The following is an 18,797-nucleotide window of genomic DNA, read 5'->3' as shown; positions in this document are numbered from 1 at the left end:
TTCCGATATTGAATATTGCTCTTGTGAATCACAAGAATAGTGGGAATTCGGACCGGAGAGTCCACCAACCAGCCCCATCCGGGGTTGGAGGTGGTAACGGCATTAATCTCGGTTATTTACTTTTTGGCGATTGCCTCAAAGTATTTGATTTTCCCTTCTTCCCGATGACTACGCAGCGTGTGGGTAGTCATCACAGGGTGCTGTTCGAACGCTGGCTCAGGAACAAGCGGATTGCCTGTCCAGGAAATCAGGCGGCAAACGCGACTGCTGATGCGCCAGCCTTTATCAGTACGAACCAGTACATCGTCATACCAACCTCGGCCAACCCAATCCGGACCGCCCACGGCCGAGTCGCGTGAAAGCAACCAGTCGCCATACGTCAGTGCGTAGGCCGTGTCGCCGTCAATGTGAACGCAAGAGCCCATCATGGTGTGCATGTGGTTCGTCAGCGTTTCGTGGAAGTCCTTGAAGGCGAACTTCAGCGCACCCACAGACGTCCACACCGCACCCGCTGGGCCGAAGTCCGCATGGGCATCCTCGGTGAACACGTCATCCAACAAGTCCCAGGCGTGGCTGTCCAGCGCTACGCCATAGAGGTTGATGACTTCAATAATTTCAGATTTATCTTGTGTAATACTCATTTAAAACTCTCCGGTTTGTCAGAGTAAGAACAGCCGCATGCAAATGGCTTTTATGCAAATCACCAATTACTTGCAGTACTCGATGACTTCCAGGATGTTGTCAAAGGGGTCTTTGAAGGTCAAGATTTTGAATTTCCCACCCGTAGGCGCGATCACAACTTGTGGTTCGCAAAGGAATACGATATCGCCACGTGCCTTCAATTTTTCATGGATGGCATCGGTACTGTCTACGCCAAACGCCATACGGTTGATGCCTGCATGATTTAACGGAGCAGACGGTGTGGCATTAACGACTGTTTTAGGTTCCACGAACTCGATCAAATCGATAACGGTCGCATTTTCCTTGTCCTTGCCGACGAGGTGGTCGGCATGGATTTCAATTGTTTGATTAGGAAAGCCGAGAATTTCGCCGGGCGCCCTTTCGTTCCGCAATTTTCCGATAGATTCCAGCCCGAGCACACCACAGTAAAACTCAAGTGCGGCATCAATATCCGCGACGGTGATGCAGACGTGGAACAAACGGTTGATATAGCGATCCATGGTTTTTCCTCTATTTCAGTTATGGGACAAATAGTGCGAATACTTGATACATCGAATATTGAGTAGCCGGGTTCGCGCCTGCGTTATTCAGGCAACGAAAATGGCGCACGCAAGCCAGTATTAAATCCAAATAGCAAAGACTGCTAAATACTTTGCAACGGGCTCTCTTTGACCAGTAAAAATGCGCCAAGCGCCACCAAGGCAGGGGCTGCCATGCTAACCAGGATAATTGGCACACTGATTCCAGCAGCAAGCATAAAACCGGCTATTGCGGGGCCGATGATGGGGCCGACCCTGCCAATGGCGTAAATGACGCCCATGGCGGATGAGCGGAAGCTCAGGGGATATAAAGAACCTACGTAAGGCAACAAGATGCAGGTGGCGCCCATTGCCGTGAATCCTGCAAAAAACATGCAGATCAATGCAGCAACCGGGTCCTGAATAACACCAATCAGTGCGATCGAAATAAATAAAATCGGCATGTAGATGGCGAACACCTTCTTGTAGCCGATCCTGTCAGCCATCCATCCGGCCAGCGGTGTGGAGATGAAATTGCTGCAGGTGAATACCAGGATGAACGTCACTCCTGTTGTTATCGAATAGCCACGCTGAACCATCAATTGCGCAATCCAGGTCGTCAAGGTGACGGCAACCATCATGATGCACAGCATGCCCATGCCTAAAAACACGGTATTGCGCGCGTATCCACCCTGGAACAGACGTTTCAGGGGCACCTTTGCGGTCGGTGGTTCCGGCAGTATGTATTCGTCGTTGCTGGCGTGAACAAACTGCGGGTCTACCTTCACCAGGATCTTACGGATGCTGGGGCTTCTGCCTTTTTTCACCAGAATCGACATCGACTCTGGCAACCACACGAAAGCGATGGGGACCAGCACGATGCAAACGATGGTTCCGAGCAGTATTGCTCTCCATCCGACGGTGGACAGCAAAGCAATTGATAGCAACGCGGAAAAGAGCACGCCTACCGAGATACCCGTATAGGACATACTGGAAGCCATCGCTTTCCACTTGCCCGGCGTGTATTCGAAGACCAGCGCTACAGCAATTGGCACGATGCCGGCCAGGCCAAAACCTGCGATAAATCGATAGATGGCAAAATCGACGATTCCCTGAGCCAGCCCGCAGGCTGCCGTGAAGATGATGAAGACCGTCATGCCGATGAGCATCATCCGCTTGCGACCAATGGCATCAGCCGCGACGCCAAAAATGATCGCGCCACCCACAGCCCCGACATGCCCAACGCTGGCCAGAATACCGGCCTGGGCAGGGCCCATTTTCATATCGGCCATGATGGCTGGAAGCAGCGTTCCGAAGAGCGCGCTGTCGATACCGTCGAACACAATCGCAAGAAAGCAGATCAGCGCCACTCGCATGCTGAATGAATTGAAAGTGCCATTTTCAATTACTTGAGTGACGTTGACCTGAGGTCGGCCCACTACTGGCGTGCTCGTTAAATTATTCATGGCATGCATCTCTCGTACACCACTTTGTCAGTAGGATCGGGGGTAATGGGCGCTGGCCCGTCATCCTTGGCAGCGGCAGCGGTGGTCTCGGAAATTGATCCTTCACACTTGCCGGGCAACAGAAAACGTGCAAGGGCAGGTATCAGTACCAGGGCACCGAGCATGTTCCACAGGAACATGAACGCCAGCAGCAAGCCCATATCGGCCTGGAATTTGATACTGGAGAAATGCCAGGTCGCGACCGCTGCCGCGAGGGTCACACCGGTCAGCAGTACTACACGTCCAGTAAATTGCAACGCGGTGGCGTAGGCCTGTTTCAACGTAGCGCCTGCACGCATGCGTGCCAGGGTTACGCTCAGCACATACAGTGCGTAATCCACCCCAATGCCCACGCCGAGCGCAATCACTGGCAACGTTGCAACCTTGACGCCCATCCCCAGCCATACCATTAATGCCTCGGCCAAAATGGATGTGAGCATCAACGGCAGCATGGCGACCAACACGGCCCGCCATGAACGGAAGGTGATGAAGCACAGCAACGCCACTGCCCCGTAAACCATGAACAACATCTGGTACCAGGCTTTGTGAACCACGATGTTGGTGGTGGCATCGATCCCCGCCGAGCCGGCTGCCAGCAGGAAGGTCGCGTTCTCGTCATTGTTTTTCTCGGCGAAGCGCTCGACCAGGTCAACCACCTGCTGCAGGGTCTCGGCGCGGTGGTCACGCAGGAAGGCGTACACCGTCAGCAGATTGCATTCTTCGTTGTACAGTTCGCGCGGCGCTCGAGCGGTGATGGTGTTGAGCATGCTCTGGTTGCTCAACAAGTCGTACCATAGCGGACTGCCCTCGTTCATTCCGACCATAAGGCGCCGTTGCAGCCGCGCAATGGACTGAGTGGACTCGACACCGGGCAGATCCATCAGCTCCCATTCGAGCTGGTCGACCCGGCGCAGCACGTCGTATTGGCTGCAACTGCCATCAGGTGTCTTGACCATGATGGCGAACAGGTCGTTGCTGGCACCGTAGTTGTTGGTGAGATACGTGACATCACGGTTGTAACGTGAGTCGGCTTGCAGTTCCGGAGCGCCGGGATCAAGGTCGCCAACCTTCAGTTGGGTGCCAACGGCAACTCCCACCACTGCCAGAACCGTCGCCGTCACTATCGCCACCATGGCGCGTCGTCCCTCAGTGAAGCGGATCAACCAGATGAAGAACGCACTGCTCTCCCCCGCCACACTGGCCGATTCGCGGCGCACTGCGCGCTCGGCGGCTTTGCGGCTTACGCCCACGTAGCTCAGCAGTACCGGCAGCAGGATCAGATTTGAAATCACCAGCACCAGCACACCAAGACTGGCGGCGATGGCCAGTTCGCGGATCACTGGAATGTCGATCATCAGCAGCACGGCAAACCCGACAGCGTCAGCCAGCAGCGCAGTCAGACCGGCCAGAAAAAGACGCCGGAAGGTAAAGCGAGCCGCTACGTAGCGGTGCGTTCCACGTCCGATGTCCTGCAGGATGCCATTCATTTTCTGCGCGCCATGGCTAATGCCGATGGCGAAAATCAGAAACGGGACCAGCATGGAATAAGGGTTCAGGGAGTATCCCAGCAGCGGCAGCAGACCTAGCTGCCATAACACACCGGTTACCGAAGTGATCACCACCAGCGCGGTGCTAATGACGTCGCGGTTGTACAAGAACACCATGCCCGCACAGATGACCAGCGCAATGAAGAAGAACCCGATGACCTCCTGCATGCCATCCATGAGGTCGCCGGACAGCTTGGCAAAGCCGGTGATGTGAATGGCCACCTGGTCACTGCTGTACTTGGCGCGAATCTGCTCCAACTGTTCGGACAAGGCCGCATAGTCAAGCGGTTTGCCGGAAGCATCAAATTCCAGCAGAGGCACTTGAAGGACTGTAGAGCCGCCATTGCTCGCGATCAATTGGCCGATTTCGCCAGAGCGCTGCACGTTCATGCGCAGCTGCTCAAGCTTCGCGGACGAACCGTCGTAATGATCAGGAATCACCTGACCACCGTCCAAGCCGTCCTCGGTTACCGCAGTCCAGCGCACGTTTGGCGTCCAAAGCGATTTCATGAACGCACGGTCAACACCTGGCAGAATGAACACAGCGTCGTTGATCTGCCGCAGCGTCTCCAGATAGTCAGCGTTGTAAATGTCACCCTTGCGTGCTTCCACCGCAATGCGCACCGAGTTTCCCAAACCGGTGAGCTCTTTCTTGTTTTCCAGATAGTTGGAAATGTACGGATGGTTGGTTGGAATCGTCTTTTCAAAGCTGGCATTAAGCTTCAGGCTTAGCGCGCTGAAACCGAGCATGATCGTCACCAGCACACACAGCAGCAACACCAGAACGCGGTGGTTGAAAACGGCGCGTTCGAGCCGGGAGCCTGAGCGCGGATCAAAATCTTCGAGCCGGCAAGCCCCGGTCGAGGGTGGTGTCAACGTGGTCATGTCATTGGACTCTTTGTGGGGCGCGTCGCGCAACCGCAGGAATAGGTGTCATCCACCAAGCCGGGCAACACCGCTCAGGCTGGTGGCAACAAGACCGCCGTCTGCGGCTTCGGCCAACGAGGTCAGAGGTGCGCGCCGCGGAAGCTGCTGCTCGGCGAATTGGCCGCCACCGTCGCGACTTAAGAACAGTCGCCCGCCCTGCGCCAGCAGCATCACCCGGCCATCGCGCATTTCGACGCAAGACAGGATCGTCAACGGCGCTGGCAACTTGATCGAGGTCACGGCTGTACTTCCCGGATCGATGCGGCAGGCAGCCCCCAGCAATCCGGCGAACACGAATTCACCGTTGCGGGTAGCCGTTGCAGTGAACAGGGTACGCTCGGACGGCGCGGCCAATGATTGGAAACTGACGCCATCGTCGCTACTGCGCATTAGCACGCCCTGCTCTCCCGCAACCACCCAAGTCTTGTCATGGTGGGCAATTGCGTACAGATGCAGGCTCATGGGATTGGCCAGGCGGCTCTGGCAAGGAGTCCATGTCTTGCCGCCGTCTTCAGTGGACGCGGCCAGGCCAAAGGCGCCCACCACCATCCCGCGCCCGGCGTCGGCAAAGCAAACAGACAACAAGGGTTTGTCTGCGCCTTCGTCCACCAGACGCTGGGCATCCTGGAGGCGACGCTCGCGGTCAGCGTCGGTGTCCGGCAGGCCCAAAGCCTGAGCCAGACCTGCCTTGGCAAGTGCTACGCCGTCGGTCTGCAGGGACCAGTTTTCGCCCCCGTCAGTGGTGTGCAACACCACACCACTGTGGCCGGCGATCCAACCTTCCCGGGCATCGACGAAGCTCGCCGAGGTGAGGGTCACACTAACCGGCACCCGAGCCTGGCGCCACTGTCTGCCACCGTCGTCAGACAGCACGACCAGGCCACGCTCGCCCATCGCCACCAGCCGGTCACCCGCCAGAACCACACGGGTCAGCACAGCTTGTGCTGCCCGAGGCGTCATCGTGGCCGGTTGGCGCAGCGGCCCGGGCATGGCTGCCGAGGCAAACGCTACGGTGGAGGCCGCCATGGTGGGAGCCAGCAACACCTGCAGGCCCAGCCCCATCCCTACCACCAACAGGCGGCGACGCGACCCATCGATGCTTTCATCGTTATTGTTATTGTTATTCATACTGGTTATCTCATCAGATTCATTGTTCAAGCGAGATGCAGTTCTAACGTACGCCTTCTCCAGCAAGCGATTCGGGGGTGAAGATGCGATCTGGCAATGTGGCCTTGAGGTCGACCTGTTTATCACGAGGGAAGTAGGCGGACGCAAAGTAGCCGCCACCGATCAGGTCGTAGGACATGTAGCCTGCGACGATGGTGCCAGGCGCCGCCGGGAACACGGTCGGCAGGTTATAGGTCACCTTCCAGAGTTGCCCCTGAGCATCCCAACGCTCGCCGGCGACAGCGATCCAGGTGTCTTCGTCAAGGTACACACGCAGACGAGGGATCACGTGACGCTGGCCTTGTTTGAGCGTGCCTTCCACTACCCAGACCCGATGCTGTTCGAAACGCACGAAGTCAGGGTTGACGGTCTGCGCTTTCATGAGTTGGTCGAGTGAAGGCGCCTGGTGATAGCTGTTGGTGTTGTAAGGCACATACATCTCGCGCTTGCCCACTAGTTTCCAGTCGTAACGGCCGATGGATGATGAGTAAACCTCCACCTCGTCAAAGTTCAGGATGCCGCCAGCCACCGGGCTCGGCACGTCGCAGCAGGTCAGAGGCAGACGACGAACACGTCGCTGGCCGGTCAGGTACACCCAGGTCTTGGACTCGATGTCGTTGATGTTCACTCGCTGCAGCAGAATTTCCCCGGCGCGGATCGGTGGGCCGGAGGTGTCAACACGGCGCATCACGATGTTGGAACCGTCCGCTTGCCATTTTTCCATGTTGCTCTGCGGGTCGTAGTAGGGGAACGAACTCTTGGCCACGTTCTGCGAAACCGGAATGACTTTCCCGTCGGGGGTCACGCGCGCCAGACTTGGCGTCGTCTGGTAGCCAGGGCTCGTCCATCTCAATAGATGGTTCCAGATCGCCTCTTCGCCATTCTTCGGGATCGGGAACGGCGTACCACCAAAGGCGCCTTTAGGATATGGGCCAAGTTCGCCGCTCGGGTCCATGGTTGCCCGGGTGGAGTTCGCAAAGGTGTTGTCGTAGACCCACTGTGGAGCCGCTGCGGTGCGGCGTGTCGGGAACACCTGAACATTGAAGCTAGGGAACCGCTTGAGCAGGCCCATCGTGCCTTCGGTCAACTTGTCTTTGTATTGCTCTGCGTTCTGCGCCGTGATGGTCAGCAGGGGTTTGTCCTTGGCGAACAGGTCCGGAACCGCGGCCGAGGTTTTCGAAGTGTCGACCGGGAAGCCACCCTCCCACGGCGGAATGGTTCCATCCTTGTTGCCAGCACGCTCTGCACCTAGCGGTGAAAGTGTGGTCTTGAGCTTGGCCGCTTCATCGGCCGAAACAGCGGCGTGAACCGTAGGCGCCGTCAATGCGGCGCACGCCAGGGCAAGCAGGGTCATGCGAGTGAAAATAGTCATGTGATTTCCCTTAGAAGGAGCGACGCAGCGACACTGAGATGAAATCCCGATCTTTCAAGGTCTGGTCGAAGGTGTACGTGCCGTTGACGTTGGGGTCAGTGGACGCATAAGTGGCTGTGTTTTCGCCACCGTAGTAGTGGGTATAGGCCAGCGAGAAGTCCCAAACAGTCAAATAGTTACCAGCCAGCGTGAAGGTCATGTCCCCGCCATCGTCAGGCCCCATCAGCACCACAGGCGACTTGCCATTGTTGTAGCCGACGGTGACCGATGGCGTCAGGTCCAGGCCGTCCATGACGTTGCGCTGGGGCGCAGCAAATGCCGCACGAACAGCTGCAGCGCGGCGGTCCAGGTCGGGGTCCATGACATTGCAATTGCTGGTGCAACTGGTCAGTTGGTTATAGGCCACTTCCATGGTGAGCGTCGGCTCGTCGGACAGGAAATTACGCGGCATGCTCCAGATCATCGACAGGTTGGCGTGGGCCGAATTGCCGATGGCATAAAACGCGTGACTGTTGTTGTCCGCTTCAGCCGTGCCAACGTTCACCGGCAGGCTGGTCAGCGGTGTGTCGCGACGCACCGAGAGCTCACCAGCGAAATTGACCGAATCCACGGTCGTGGTGGCACTGATCCCGTACGCCTTGATGTCCTCGGGATAGACAAACTGGTATGACCCCACTCCGGCACCAGGGACGCCGGTCGGCGCAGGCGTCCTGGAATAAACCACGGGCGTCTTGGCGTGGTAACGGATGGCGTAGAGGCCGAATTCCCACTCACCCAATTGTGAGCGCAAGCCTAGGCCATACTGGCCTTTGTCACTGCCTTTGATGTCTTGCCGCCGCACTAGACCATTGCCTGGTACGCCAGGCGCAACCCGAATTCGCTCACCACCATCGCCGAGGAAGTCTGCAGCTGAGAAATAGCTGCCTGCTGCGGGCAGGCGGGTCTCTTCCCATTCGTACTGGTAGTAACCAATCACGGTCAGTGCTGGGGAAAACTGGATTTGGCCGGAGAACTGGCCTACCGGCATGATGATTTCTTTGGTGGTGGACCCTGGTACCGAGGAAGCCTTGACCGCATCTACTGGCGACTGGGTGCCAGCGATGGCGTTGGAGCCAAAGAAAACGCTCTCACCCCACAACACGGTGTGCTGGCCCAGGCGTCCGCTTACGCGGGACGAGCCGACGTCCGCGCCACCAAAGACAAAAGCGTCGAGAATCTCGGCTTTGCGGCCGTGCAGGTCGCGAGTGTCATCGGTGAACTCGTTATACCGCACCGACAGAGAGTTGTTGGTCGCTGGCGAGTGGTTGTTGTTTGTCTGGTTGTAGACGTCGTCGTACCAAGCCGCCCCGCTCACGCGAAAACCGAAGTCGTCGCGAAAAACCAGGTCCATTTCCGACAGCAAATCGAAGCGATTGGAGATGAGCCTGCCGCGCTTGAAGTTACGGTCGCCGTCATCGCCGTTAAGCGCTGCGGGGCCTGCTCCACCACCCGGCGTAGCGGGTACGTTCTGGGTGAGCGTGTCACTTTGGTCCTTGAGACGCATCCCGGCGGAATACTTGACCGTGTTATCCCAGCGCAGCTTGATGTCGGGATTACCGACATCAATCGGTGCGGCAAGTGAGTAGCCAGCAGCCATCAGACTGGTGGCGACCACCACGGATCGAAGGCTTTGGCGGTACAAATCGTCGTGCGGCACTGCAAATCTTATTTTTATTATTTGCATCGTAATTACCTACAGAGATTGTGTGACGCATGAACTCCAGGGGCAACTCAGAATTCCGGCTTTAAAGTGTGTTTCCCTGTCCTCGTCCAGCTTGGCTGTGTATCGGTGTTGTCCCGAGTATATGCAGCCACTTTCAAGCGCGGATAATGATAATTCCCGCTGCACCGCAGCAGGATATTTGATGGTGAAGCCAGCGCTCCGGTTATCCGGGCGTCGGGAGCAATGCCGTGGCGGGTCAATCGAAAATGCGCGTTTCCACAGGCAGATGAACCCGAACGGAGCATCAGCAGGCTACGGAAAACGCGATGGGAATGGGTGCTTACAAGTCCTGCCTTGTGCGCTGCTGCAATGCGATCAGGTTGAGCTTCGCTGACGGGCAGGTGCCGACCGTTCGGGTGAGCGTAGGCGCGCTCAGGGCGCTCAAGGCGCGGCAATGAGGTCGCCGCTGGCGGTCAGGTGCGTTGCCATTCTGTCGAACAGGAGTTTTACCCGTGTCAACTCAAGGCGGGCAGTCGGCACCATGATTTTCACCCAGCGTTCAACCAACGAGAATTTCTCCAGTACTGGCACGAGTTGTCCGGCCTGCAGGGCATCGGCAACGATCGGCAATGCCAGTTGGACAATCCCGTGCCCGTCGCGCGCGGCGGCGCACAAGTAGCCTTCATCATTGGTAATGAGGACGGGGCGGACGTCCACTTCTATGCGCCCCTCCGGTGAGTTGAACCCCCAGATGGCACCCGCTAACGAAAACGCGAGACAGGGGTGATGGATCAGGTCGCGCGGATGCAGCAACGCTTCACACCGGGAGAGATAGGCCGGTGCGGCGCACAGCAGCCGTGGAAAGGGTCGGATAACCTGCTCTATGACGTCCGAATAGGCCATTTGATCCATCCCGACCGAGATATCAAAGCCCTCCTCCGCTGGATTGCCGCCTCTGTCAGACGCAATAATTTCCAGCTGGACCAGAGGGTTCTGCGCGCGGTATGTGGTGAACAGATCACCAAGGCCCTGCCGGATAAGAACGGCTGGGGCCTTGATCCTGATCGGGCCTTCGATGCTGCCAGGGCTCAAAATCGCGCCGCTGGCCATGTCGCTGTATGACCGCAGCAGTTGGCGTGCATGAGTCAGGTAGCTTTGCCCCGTATCTGTCAGCGTCAGTCGCCGGGTTGAGCGGTCGAAGAAGGTGGTTTTGAAATCCCACTCAAGCTCGTCGACCCGCTTCATGATGACCGAGGGTGAGGTGTACAACGTGCGCGCGGCGGCTGAGAAGTTACCGGTGTCGGCGGTCACGACGAATGCCTTCAGCTTCAACAGCATGTCCATGGTGGAGCGCTCAGGATCAGGTGATGAGTTCGGACTCGATCGCGCGACGGATTTCGACCTTCGACCACAGACGATCGTGGTGCGCCTGACAGCTTTGACCCAACGACCCGATCCCGTTGACCACGCACCAGTGCTCAAGATAGAACAGTGCAAAATCCGCGATGGTCATTTTCTCGAACAGCCAGTCTTTGCCGTTAATCTGTCGTTCGGCCCGGTCGAGCCCGGCCTGGTATATCTTCAGACCCTGCGCTTTTACTGCCGCATGGTCGGATTCGCTCGGCGCGAACTTTTCGGGCCGGCGAGCCCGAGTGTAGCCTTGCATGTGCACGGTAGATACCAAATATTCGGTCATCTCCATCACGCGAATTTCGCCTTCGATATCCGTCGGGATCAGTTCCCTCCCGGGATTCATGCGGGCGAGATACAGGGCGATCACCGGAAATTCCGTGAGCAGCGACCCGTCATCGCGAATCAGTGCGGGGACTTTGCCCTTGGGATTGATCTGCGTGTAAGCCTCGAACTCCGGTGTGCCAGGGCGCGCGGCTTTCTCGATCTCGAATGGCTGGCCAATTTCAGCGAGCAAGGCATGAATGCCGATCTGGCACGCACCAGGCAAAAAATACAGCTTCATATAAAGCTCCATGAATCGTGGAAATGGGGGGTGGTTGCTAGACGATGAACGTTTCGAGGACGCCGATACCGTCAACGCCCGCCTCCACCCGGTCACCAGGCTTGAGGTACCATTCCTGTGGGTCGGGCTTGTGGTGCAAGGCGACACCTTCGGGCGTCCCCGTGCTGATCAGGTCGCCGGGCACCAGGCCGAAACGCGACCAGAACTCAACCATCTCGGAAAAACCAAAGATCAGATCACGGCAGTCGGAGTGCTGGCGCAGCTGGCCATTGACCTTCAGCCACAGCACCAGACCGGTGGGGTCCGGAACGTCGTCTGCAGTAAGGATGTAGGGGCCGATCGGTCCAAAGCCTGGAAAGTTTTTTCCGAGCATGATCATGCCGTTGTGCATCTCGCGAAGCTGCCACTCGCGGGCCGACAGGTCGTTGAAAATGGTGTAACCGAAAATGGCACTGGCGGGATCGATCTCGCTGCGCACATCAATCGCCTTGCCCAACACCAACGCGATCTCGACTTCATAATCAAAATTGAGCACATCGTCCGGCCGCTTAACCTGACTTTTGTGCGGCACCAGCGTGCGCCCGAGCTTGATGAAACCGGTTGGAAAGTCGCTGTGCAGTTTGCTGGCGTCGGCGGTATCGCCCTTGATCGACTCCATCTTGTGCCGGCCGAAGTTGCGCCCCGCGCAAAACATCGACTTCTCTGGAACCGGTGTAAGCCAGCCCACGGAGTTCGGGTCATCCATCCAGACGGGGTCCTGGCGATGCGCTGCCCACGCATGCAACTCGCGCAAGGCATCCATCGCCGGTACCCCCCCCTCGATCAGCGCCATCACGGACGCTGGCATGGCCGGGCCACCCCGGACAGCAGCAGCCTTGGCAACGTCGACGAGCATTTCACGGCCTGACACGCCGGTGACGACGCCGAGTCGCTCGGGGCCTGCGGCAGAGTGGTAGCGTGCGATTTTCATGCGTCGAGCCGCGCCAGAAGGTGTTTGAGCAGTTGCACTTCACTGGGGTCCAGATTGCCTTGCACATCGGCCTCGCTGGATTTGCGTATCGCAATCAGTTCCAGAACCGAAAGACGCCCTTCAGGGGTCAACCTGACAGTGACTTGCCCATCGCTGGCATCCACCTCGTGCAGCAACCCTCGCTCGATGAGCCTCTGCACAATGGCAGCGGAAATCCCCTGGCCGCGAACCTTCTCGCTGCGGGCAACGATCTCGGGCACGCACAGGCCATCTTCACGACCAATGATGCTGAGCACGGCGTATTCCTCGGCGGTCCACTGCCGGGATTCAAGTTTTTCAATCACGGTCTGCCGGGTCCGGAAATAGGCATTCGAAACCTGATACAGCAAATCATCGGACGACAGGTTGCTAAACTCGTCCGCCGACTCGACTGACGCTACTGTTTGCTTGGGCAGCAACATGCCGTATCGGCCGCCATGGAACACCAGTGGCTTGAGCGCCGAGTGGCCGAAATCGACAATCTCGCCGACGAAGATGACGTGATCGCCGCCCTCGTATTGATAGGCCAGTTTGCAGGTGAAGCGGGCCATGCAGTCGGGCAACAACGGTACGCCATCCGGCCCGCGATCAAGCTCAAGCCCCTCGAAACGGTCAATGCCCTTGCTCGCGAATCGCGACGACAGCGCCTCCTGATCGGCCGACAGGATATGCACGGCGAAATGCCCGCTGTTGCGGAAGGCATCCATATTCAAGGATGTTCGCGCCAGGCTCCAGAGCACCATGGGCGGGTCAAGCGACACTGAGGAAAAACTGTTCGCGGTCAAGCCGATGTCCACGCCACCGGGCCCTGCCGTGGTGACAATCGTCACGCCAGTGGCAAATGAGCCGAAAGCATCCCGCAATGCGCGGGCGTCGAAACCTGGGCCGGTCTTGGAAGCGTCGTTGGGGGTTGCTGTCTGAGTCGTCATGTTGAATGCCTCCAGTCTTCTTGTTATCGAAACCGCCGCGCTGCGAAGGGCCACAGAAGTGGCCCCTGCTCCACTACTTGGCGGCCCTGACGCGTGCTTTGTCCGCCAGGTAGGTCTCGAGCGTCACCAGCGGGCCCCGCTCGTGATCCAGCTCCTTCGTCGGGATGCCACTGAACGGCGTGGTCTCGTTGAACCAGCATTCCTGCGGAGGCAGGCCCCAGCGCAGCGACAAACCGGGCTTGCGCACATCCCACGCGACGGGCTCTACCTCGATATCGATCAGCAGATAGTGGTCGCAGAACAACTCCACCCGATGGCCATCGGGATCGCGCAAATACACAAACAACACACCTGCCGGGCCATGCCGACCAGGCCCGCGTTCCACAACATCACCCATGCCCAGATTGCCGGCGATGTCGCAGGCGCGCAGGATGCTGTGGGAGTCGGAAACGGTGTAGGCAAAGTGGTGCAGGCGCGGGCCCGGGTTTTCCAGAAAAACGATGTCCTGGGTGCCGGGTTTGCGGAACATGAATGTCGCAATCAACTTCTCATCCAGCGCCATGTATTCCGATATGCGAAAGCCCATTTCTGCGTAGAAATCGGTCTGCTCCTGCACATTCGGGACCTGGATCTGGTAGTGGTCGAAGCGCATCGCAGCGCCACCCTTGAAATCCTGAAATTGGGTGTACAAACGGGGCAGCACCGGCATCGTTGCACAGAGTTGCACCGGCGTTCCGGCCGGGTCGTTCACCAGCAGCGTGCGGCCCTGATGCGGTACTTCGATCCAGCGTGCCGGCAGTCCTTTGGACTTGTAGAAGTGCTCAGCCTTGTCCAGATCTTCTTCGGTGTAAACCCGAAACCCGATTGCTTCGGCTTCGTGCGCATTGTTGCTGTGGCGCTTGATCACCAGACTGTGGTGGCAAACCTCCTCCAGTCCGCGGAAATAGAGGGTGTCGGCATCGCGCTCGGTCAGGACCAGGCCAATGACCTGTTCGTAAAAATCGCGACTGGCTTCCAGGTCGCGCGAGGTGATGACGGCGTGACTCGACCGGGTGATATTGAACGGTGGGTAATAGACCGGTGATGGCAGTGGCATGGTAAGTCTCCTGGTGTCTTTTCAGAGCCGAGTGAAATCGGCCTCGTTGCTCAACTCGAGGGGACCAGTCAAGCGACCGGTCATGTTGTACCAACCAATATTGAACAGCAGGGCCACGCTCTGCTTGTGGCCAAGGCCGTGGTAGACGTCTTCCCACACCTTGGTGCTGACTTGCGCCGGCGCACGGGTAGCGTCCCGGGCCAGGCGAAGCACCGCCTTTTCCAGATCAGAAAACAGCGCGCTCTTTTCAAAATCCCACAGCGCCAGCATTTGTTCCTTGGAGACTCCTTCCTTGATGGCACGATTCCAATGCGGATCGTGTTCGTAATGGGTGCCCATGGTCTGGCACGACATCACGATGGCCATCTCACGCAATTTGGGATCGATGCCGCAGCCCTCGCGCACCGCGTCGGCCATGGGAATGAAGACCTCGAGGATCTCCGGGCAAATGGCCAGGGTTCGAAAGATTTGTGCAGTCGGCGCGTGGCCACGCTTGGCCCGCAGCAGCGCAAAGGCTTCGGGTTCGTCATCGGGGGTGGGCAGTTGGATACGAGGCATACAAAACTCCGCACATTATTATTTTGGTGAGCTGCCGCAGCGTGGCTATTACAACGGCTGCGGCAGCCTTCGCTTACTGGCCGTTGATCCGCTGGTCCCATTCGCTGTTGCGATCAAGGAACGCCCACACACGGTCTTGCGCTTCGCGGGCACCCGGATAGCGCTCACCGCGCATCTGGGCGTTGCGCCATGGATCGCCCGAGAAAAACTTCTCGTACAGGTTCTGGCGCCCGGCAAAGGACGAGCAGGAGGCATCCCAGGCCAGACGCAACAGTTGCATCTTGCGTTCGGCCGGGATGTCGGCCCCGGCGCAGTAACGTTCGATCGCCGGGCCGTTTTCGCTGTACAGATCCTCGACCGTTGGCGCGACCACCACGTTACCGGCGCCGAGCAGCTGAAGAATTTCCAGCGCCCGGGCATGCATCGCCGGATACTGGGCGCGCACCACATTGAGAGGCTGCTCGTAGGGCACAACGGTGCCGCCAGGGCCGGGAATGCAGTCGATTTCGGCCACACGAATCAGGGCCCGTAGGGTCTCGACGTACGCCACCAGTTCGGACAGTTGAACCATCACGTTCGGAAAACGGCTGTGGTTCACTTCCGTGAGGTTGTAGGCGATGCCTAGCAGGAACTCCATCTTCGCCAGTGAACGCGTGGCCGACTGGTGTGAACCGTGCGGACCGGAGGGCGACTTCATCGCCGACTCGACGGCTTTGATGCTGCGATACATGAAGACTCGTTCCCACGGAATGAACGCTTCTTCAAACCACAGTACGGCATCCATCTCGTCCATCCGCGCCGTGAGCGGATCGTTAGCAAACCGACCGTTCGTGGGGAACGACGGGCGGCAGATCATCTTCATCCCGGGGGTGTCGATGGGGGCAGCAAACCCGACTGCGTAGGCTTCAGCATCTGCCACCAGAGGGAATTTCGCCGCCGCCGGCATGATCAGCACCTCGTTGGCCAACGGGCCGAGGGTGGCAACCGAGCGAGCGCCGGAAACGTAGATGCCGGCATCGGATTCGCGAACCACACGCATCACCATGTCGCCAGGCTGTTCGAACATTTGCAGGCGTTTGTCGATATCCGGCGACACCAGCGAGTGCGTCAGTGCGAGGTCGTTTTCGCGAATGAACTCATGGTACTTGAGGATGTTCTGGCCAAATTGTTCGCCACCGGCGGCGAACAGTCCATGGGCCGAGGCATGCGCACTGACCATCACGTTAAGGAAGTCAGGCGTGCGACCCATCATGCCGCCCACGGCATCCATCCAGGTCTTCATCATGTCCCGGCGCAGACGCAAATCATCGGCTGAGCGAGGCAGCATGAACGAGCGCCCGACACGGGCGCCAGTGGTCGGCGAGACGAACGTCATCTTGTCCTGCAAGGCGGGATCGCACTGAATGTCGTACAGATCAGCAATGGACTGAATTGCGCCACGGAAACGGCGATCCACGGTCACGTCCTTGATGCGCTCGCCATCAATCCAAACCGAGCGACCGTCTTGCAAGGAGGCGATGTAGTCGGCCCCGCTGCGTACACCGTTTCGGGCTCCACTCATGGCCATCGGTTTTTTGTTTGCGTTATTTTCCATGGGTCATGCTCCTGCATTTGAAACGTTTGGCCTGAGACGGAAATGACCGCCGCAAGAGAAATTCGGCTGCTGTTGCCAGACCTCGATAGTATTGAGATAGGCAGGTTTTAAGAATTTGTGAATTGGACCAAGAGTTGTTCCAAAACAGAAAAGACCGACGCTTCACGCACCGAGGCCAAACTCGTTCGCCACCGAAAGGATGCTCCGGGCCCGAGCCATCACCGGTGCATCGATCATGCGACCATCAAGCACAACGACTCCTCCCCCGGCTGCGTCAGCCAGCTGGCAGACAGTCTTCGCCCATTCGATGTACTGTGCCGACGGCGTGAAGGCCGCAGCGGCTTCGGTGACCTGACCGGGATGGATCAGCAGTTGGCCACTGAACCCGTGCCGGCGTGCACGCGCGGCGTATCGAGCCAGGCCAGGCTGATCGCCAATGAGCGTGTACACCCCGTCGACCGGGGCGGGCAATCGCGCCCTTTTGCTCGCGAGCACCAGCATGGCGCGCCAGGGCAGGAACACCAGCTCTTCAGGGTCTGACTCGTCGGGGATCAGATCGAGCTCAACGGCCAGGTCCAGCTTGCCAAACATCAAGCGGGCGCATCCGCGCGCAGCGGCGACTTGCGACAGCGCTTCGATACCCAGCACGGTCTCCACAATGCACAGCACGGGTTTGCCACTGACGTCATGGGCGTGCTCAACCTGCGCAGCGCTGTCCGCCTTCGGCAGCATCACCGCCGCAATTCCGGCATGGCGACAGGCTGTCAGGTCATCTTCGTGCCACACCGTGTCCGCGGCATTGGTCCGCACGGTGACCCGCTCATCGGGGTTGGCATCGAGCCAGTTGATCAAGGCCAGCCGTGCCGCTGGTTTGTCGGCAGGTGCCACGGCGTCCTCCAGATCGACAACGACGACGTCGGTGCCACTGGCCAACGCCTTGGCAATGCGTTCCGGCCGGTTTGCGGGTACGAAGAGGAACGTTCGCGCGCGCCCCAGATTCAATACTCGGCTCGCCATCACACCACCTTCCTTTCGCGCAGGTCATCTACGCGATCCGAATAGCCAAGCTCACGCAGTATTGCGCCGGTGTGCTCGCCGAGTGCCGGCACCGGGCCCATACGGGCCGGACGATCTCCGCCCATGCCCGGCGGCTGCAGCGCGGGTACCGGGCCGGCCGGTGTATCCACGCTGGTCCAGCGTTCGCGCGCCTTGAGTTGCGGATGGCTCCAGATGTCGCTCATCGTGCTGACGTTCGCATTGGCAATGTCGGCGGCATCGAGACGAGCCATGACCTCATCGGCGGTCAGGCTGGCGAAGCTCTGTACGATCAGTTGGCTCAAGGCATTGCGGTTGGCGGTACGCCGCGCGTTGTTGGCAAACCTTTCATCGGTGGCGATCGCTGCGTCACCCAACAACTGTTCACAGAATACGGCCCATTCACGCTCGTTCTGCAGACCGAGCATTACGATGCGGCCGTCTCCGGCGCGGAACGGGCCGTAAGGGTAAATGGTGGCGTGGGACGCACCGGTGCGGCGCGGCGGCTCCTGCCCTTCGTAGGCGTAGTACATCGGGAAGCCCATCCACTCGACCATTGCATCGATCATCGCAATCTCGATACGGCGACCGCGACCGGTTTTGCCACGTTCGATCAATGCGTTGAGGATATTGGTGTAGGCGTACATACCCGCCGCGATGTCGGCAATCGAGATGCCCGCCTTGACCTGATCCTCAGGCGTACCGGTGATCGAGAGAAAACCCGCTTCACCCTGAATCAGCAAGTCATAAGCCTTCTTTTCGGTATACGGGCCGCCCTCGCCGTAGCCGGAGATATCACAGACGATCAGCTTCGGGTTCTTCACGCACAGCGCTTCGAACGACAAGCCCAGGCGAGCAGCTGCGCCGGGGGCAAGGTTCTGCACCAGCACATCGGCCTCAGACAGGAGCTGCATCAGGATCTCCTGTGCCTCGGGTTGTTTGAGATCAAGGGTGAGGCTCTCTTTCGAGCGGTTAACCCAGACGAAATGCGAGGCGAGCCCTTCGACACGGGCGTCATAGGCGCGGGCAAAGTCGCCACTGCCAGGGCGTTCGACCTTGATCACGCGAGCGCCCATGTCCGCCAGATGACGTGTTGCCAGAGGGGCGGCGATCGCATGTTCGAGTGAGACCACCGTCACGCCTTCGAGCGGGAGAACCGGTTTGCTGGTAGCCATGGCACAG

General features: G+C 58.6%; 16 protein-coding genes. All 16 read right to left on the bottom strand.

Annotation, left to right across the window (positions count from 1 at the left end):
* Positions 1 to 116 precede the first annotated feature (116 nt).
* On the bottom strand, positions 117 to 641 hold the full coding sequence (locus tag ACA041_RS09915; protein WP_497440929.1) for a nuclear transport factor 2 family protein: 525 nt from the start codon (positions 639 to 641) through the stop codon (positions 117 to 119).
* Positions 642 to 707: 66 nt separating this feature from the next.
* Complete coding sequence (locus ACA041_RS09910) at positions 708 to 1,181, bottom strand: VOC family protein (RefSeq protein ID WP_497440928.1); 474 nt, start codon at positions 1,179 to 1,181, stop codon at positions 708 to 710.
* A 143-nt stretch (positions 1,182 to 1,324) separates the two neighbouring features.
* Positions 1,325 to 2,665, bottom strand: coding sequence for an MFS transporter (locus tag ACA041_RS09905; protein WP_497440927.1), 1,341 nt, complete (start codon positions 2,663 to 2,665; stop codon positions 1,325 to 1,327).
* A complete protein-coding gene (locus ACA041_RS09900) occupies positions 2,662 to 5,136 on the bottom strand; it encodes an efflux RND transporter permease subunit (RefSeq protein WP_497440926.1) in 2,475 nt (824 codons plus the stop codon). The genes ACA041_RS09905 and ACA041_RS09900 overlap by 4 nt, the downstream gene beginning before the upstream one ends.
* A gap of 48 nt (positions 5,137 to 5,184) precedes the next feature.
* A complete protein-coding gene (locus ACA041_RS09895) occupies positions 5,185 to 6,306 on the bottom strand; it encodes a WD40/YVTN/BNR-like repeat-containing protein (protein ID WP_497440925.1) in 1,122 nt (373 codons plus the stop codon).
* Positions 6,307 to 6,349: 43 nt separating this feature from the next.
* Positions 6,350 to 7,717, bottom strand: coding sequence for a DUF1329 domain-containing protein (locus tag ACA041_RS09890; RefSeq protein WP_497440924.1), 1,368 nt, complete (start codon positions 7,715 to 7,717; stop codon positions 6,350 to 6,352).
* A 10-nt stretch (positions 7,718 to 7,727) separates the two neighbouring features.
* The gene (locus tag ACA041_RS09885; protein ID WP_497440923.1) at positions 7,728 to 9,413 is read right to left on the bottom strand and encodes a DUF1302 domain-containing protein; all 1,686 of its coding nucleotides are present in this window, start codon (positions 9,411 to 9,413) and stop codon (positions 7,728 to 7,730) included.
* Positions 9,414 to 9,860: 447 nt separating this feature from the next.
* Positions 9,861 to 10,763: a LysR family transcriptional regulator gene (locus ACA041_RS09880; RefSeq protein ID WP_497440922.1), complete on the bottom strand. Its 903-nt coding sequence runs from the start codon at positions 10,761 to 10,763 to the stop codon at positions 9,861 to 9,863.
* 16 nt (positions 10,764 to 10,779) lie between these two features.
* The gene (locus ACA041_RS09875; protein WP_497440921.1) at positions 10,780 to 11,394 is read right to left on the bottom strand and encodes a glutathione S-transferase family protein; all 615 of its coding nucleotides are present in this window, start codon (positions 11,392 to 11,394) and stop codon (positions 10,780 to 10,782) included.
* Positions 11,395 to 11,431: 37 nt separating this feature from the next.
* The gene (locus ACA041_RS09870) at positions 11,432 to 12,364 is read right to left on the bottom strand and encodes a fumarylacetoacetate hydrolase family protein (RefSeq protein ID WP_497440920.1); all 933 of its coding nucleotides are present in this window, start codon (positions 12,362 to 12,364) and stop codon (positions 11,432 to 11,434) included.
* The gene (locus tag ACA041_RS09865; RefSeq protein WP_497440919.1) at positions 12,361 to 13,332 is read right to left on the bottom strand and encodes a flavin reductase; all 972 of its coding nucleotides are present in this window, start codon (positions 13,330 to 13,332) and stop codon (positions 12,361 to 12,363) included. The genes ACA041_RS09870 and ACA041_RS09865 overlap by 4 nt, the downstream gene beginning before the upstream one ends.
* A gap of 73 nt (positions 13,333 to 13,405) precedes the next feature.
* Positions 13,406 to 14,428 (bottom strand): VOC family protein, encoded by a 1,023-nt coding sequence (locus ACA041_RS09860; RefSeq protein ID WP_497440918.1) that lies wholly within the window; start codon positions 14,426 to 14,428, stop codon positions 13,406 to 13,408.
* 21 nt (positions 14,429 to 14,449) lie between these two features.
* Positions 14,450 to 14,986 carry a carboxymuconolactone decarboxylase family protein gene (locus tag ACA041_RS09855; protein ID WP_497440917.1) on the bottom strand — a complete coding sequence of 179 codons (537 nt, stop codon included), beginning with the start codon at positions 14,984 to 14,986 and terminating at the stop codon, positions 14,450 to 14,452.
* Between the two features lie 73 nt (positions 14,987 to 15,059).
* Positions 15,060 to 16,580, bottom strand: a complete 1,521-nt coding sequence (locus ACA041_RS09850) for a 4-hydroxyphenylacetate 3-hydroxylase family protein (protein WP_497440916.1) — start codon at positions 16,578 to 16,580, stop codon at positions 15,060 to 15,062.
* A gap of 162 nt (positions 16,581 to 16,742) precedes the next feature.
* Entirely contained in the window at positions 16,743 to 17,597 is an 855-nt protein-coding gene (locus ACA041_RS09845) for an HpcH/HpaI aldolase/citrate lyase family protein (RefSeq protein WP_497440915.1), read from the bottom strand.
* Positions 17,597 to 18,790, bottom strand: coding sequence for a CaiB/BaiF CoA transferase family protein (locus tag ACA041_RS09840; protein ID WP_497440914.1), 1,194 nt, complete (start codon positions 18,788 to 18,790; stop codon positions 17,597 to 17,599). Before ACA041_RS09840 ends, ACA041_RS09845 begins: the two co-directional genes overlap by 1 nt.
* Between the last annotated feature and the right edge of the window lie 7 nt (positions 18,791 to 18,797).

It is taken from the genome of Pseudomonas sp. LBUM1676, from assembly GCF_059695605.1.
Note: the sequence above shows the minus strand (reverse complement) of the source record. Positions and strands in the feature narration are given on the sequence as shown.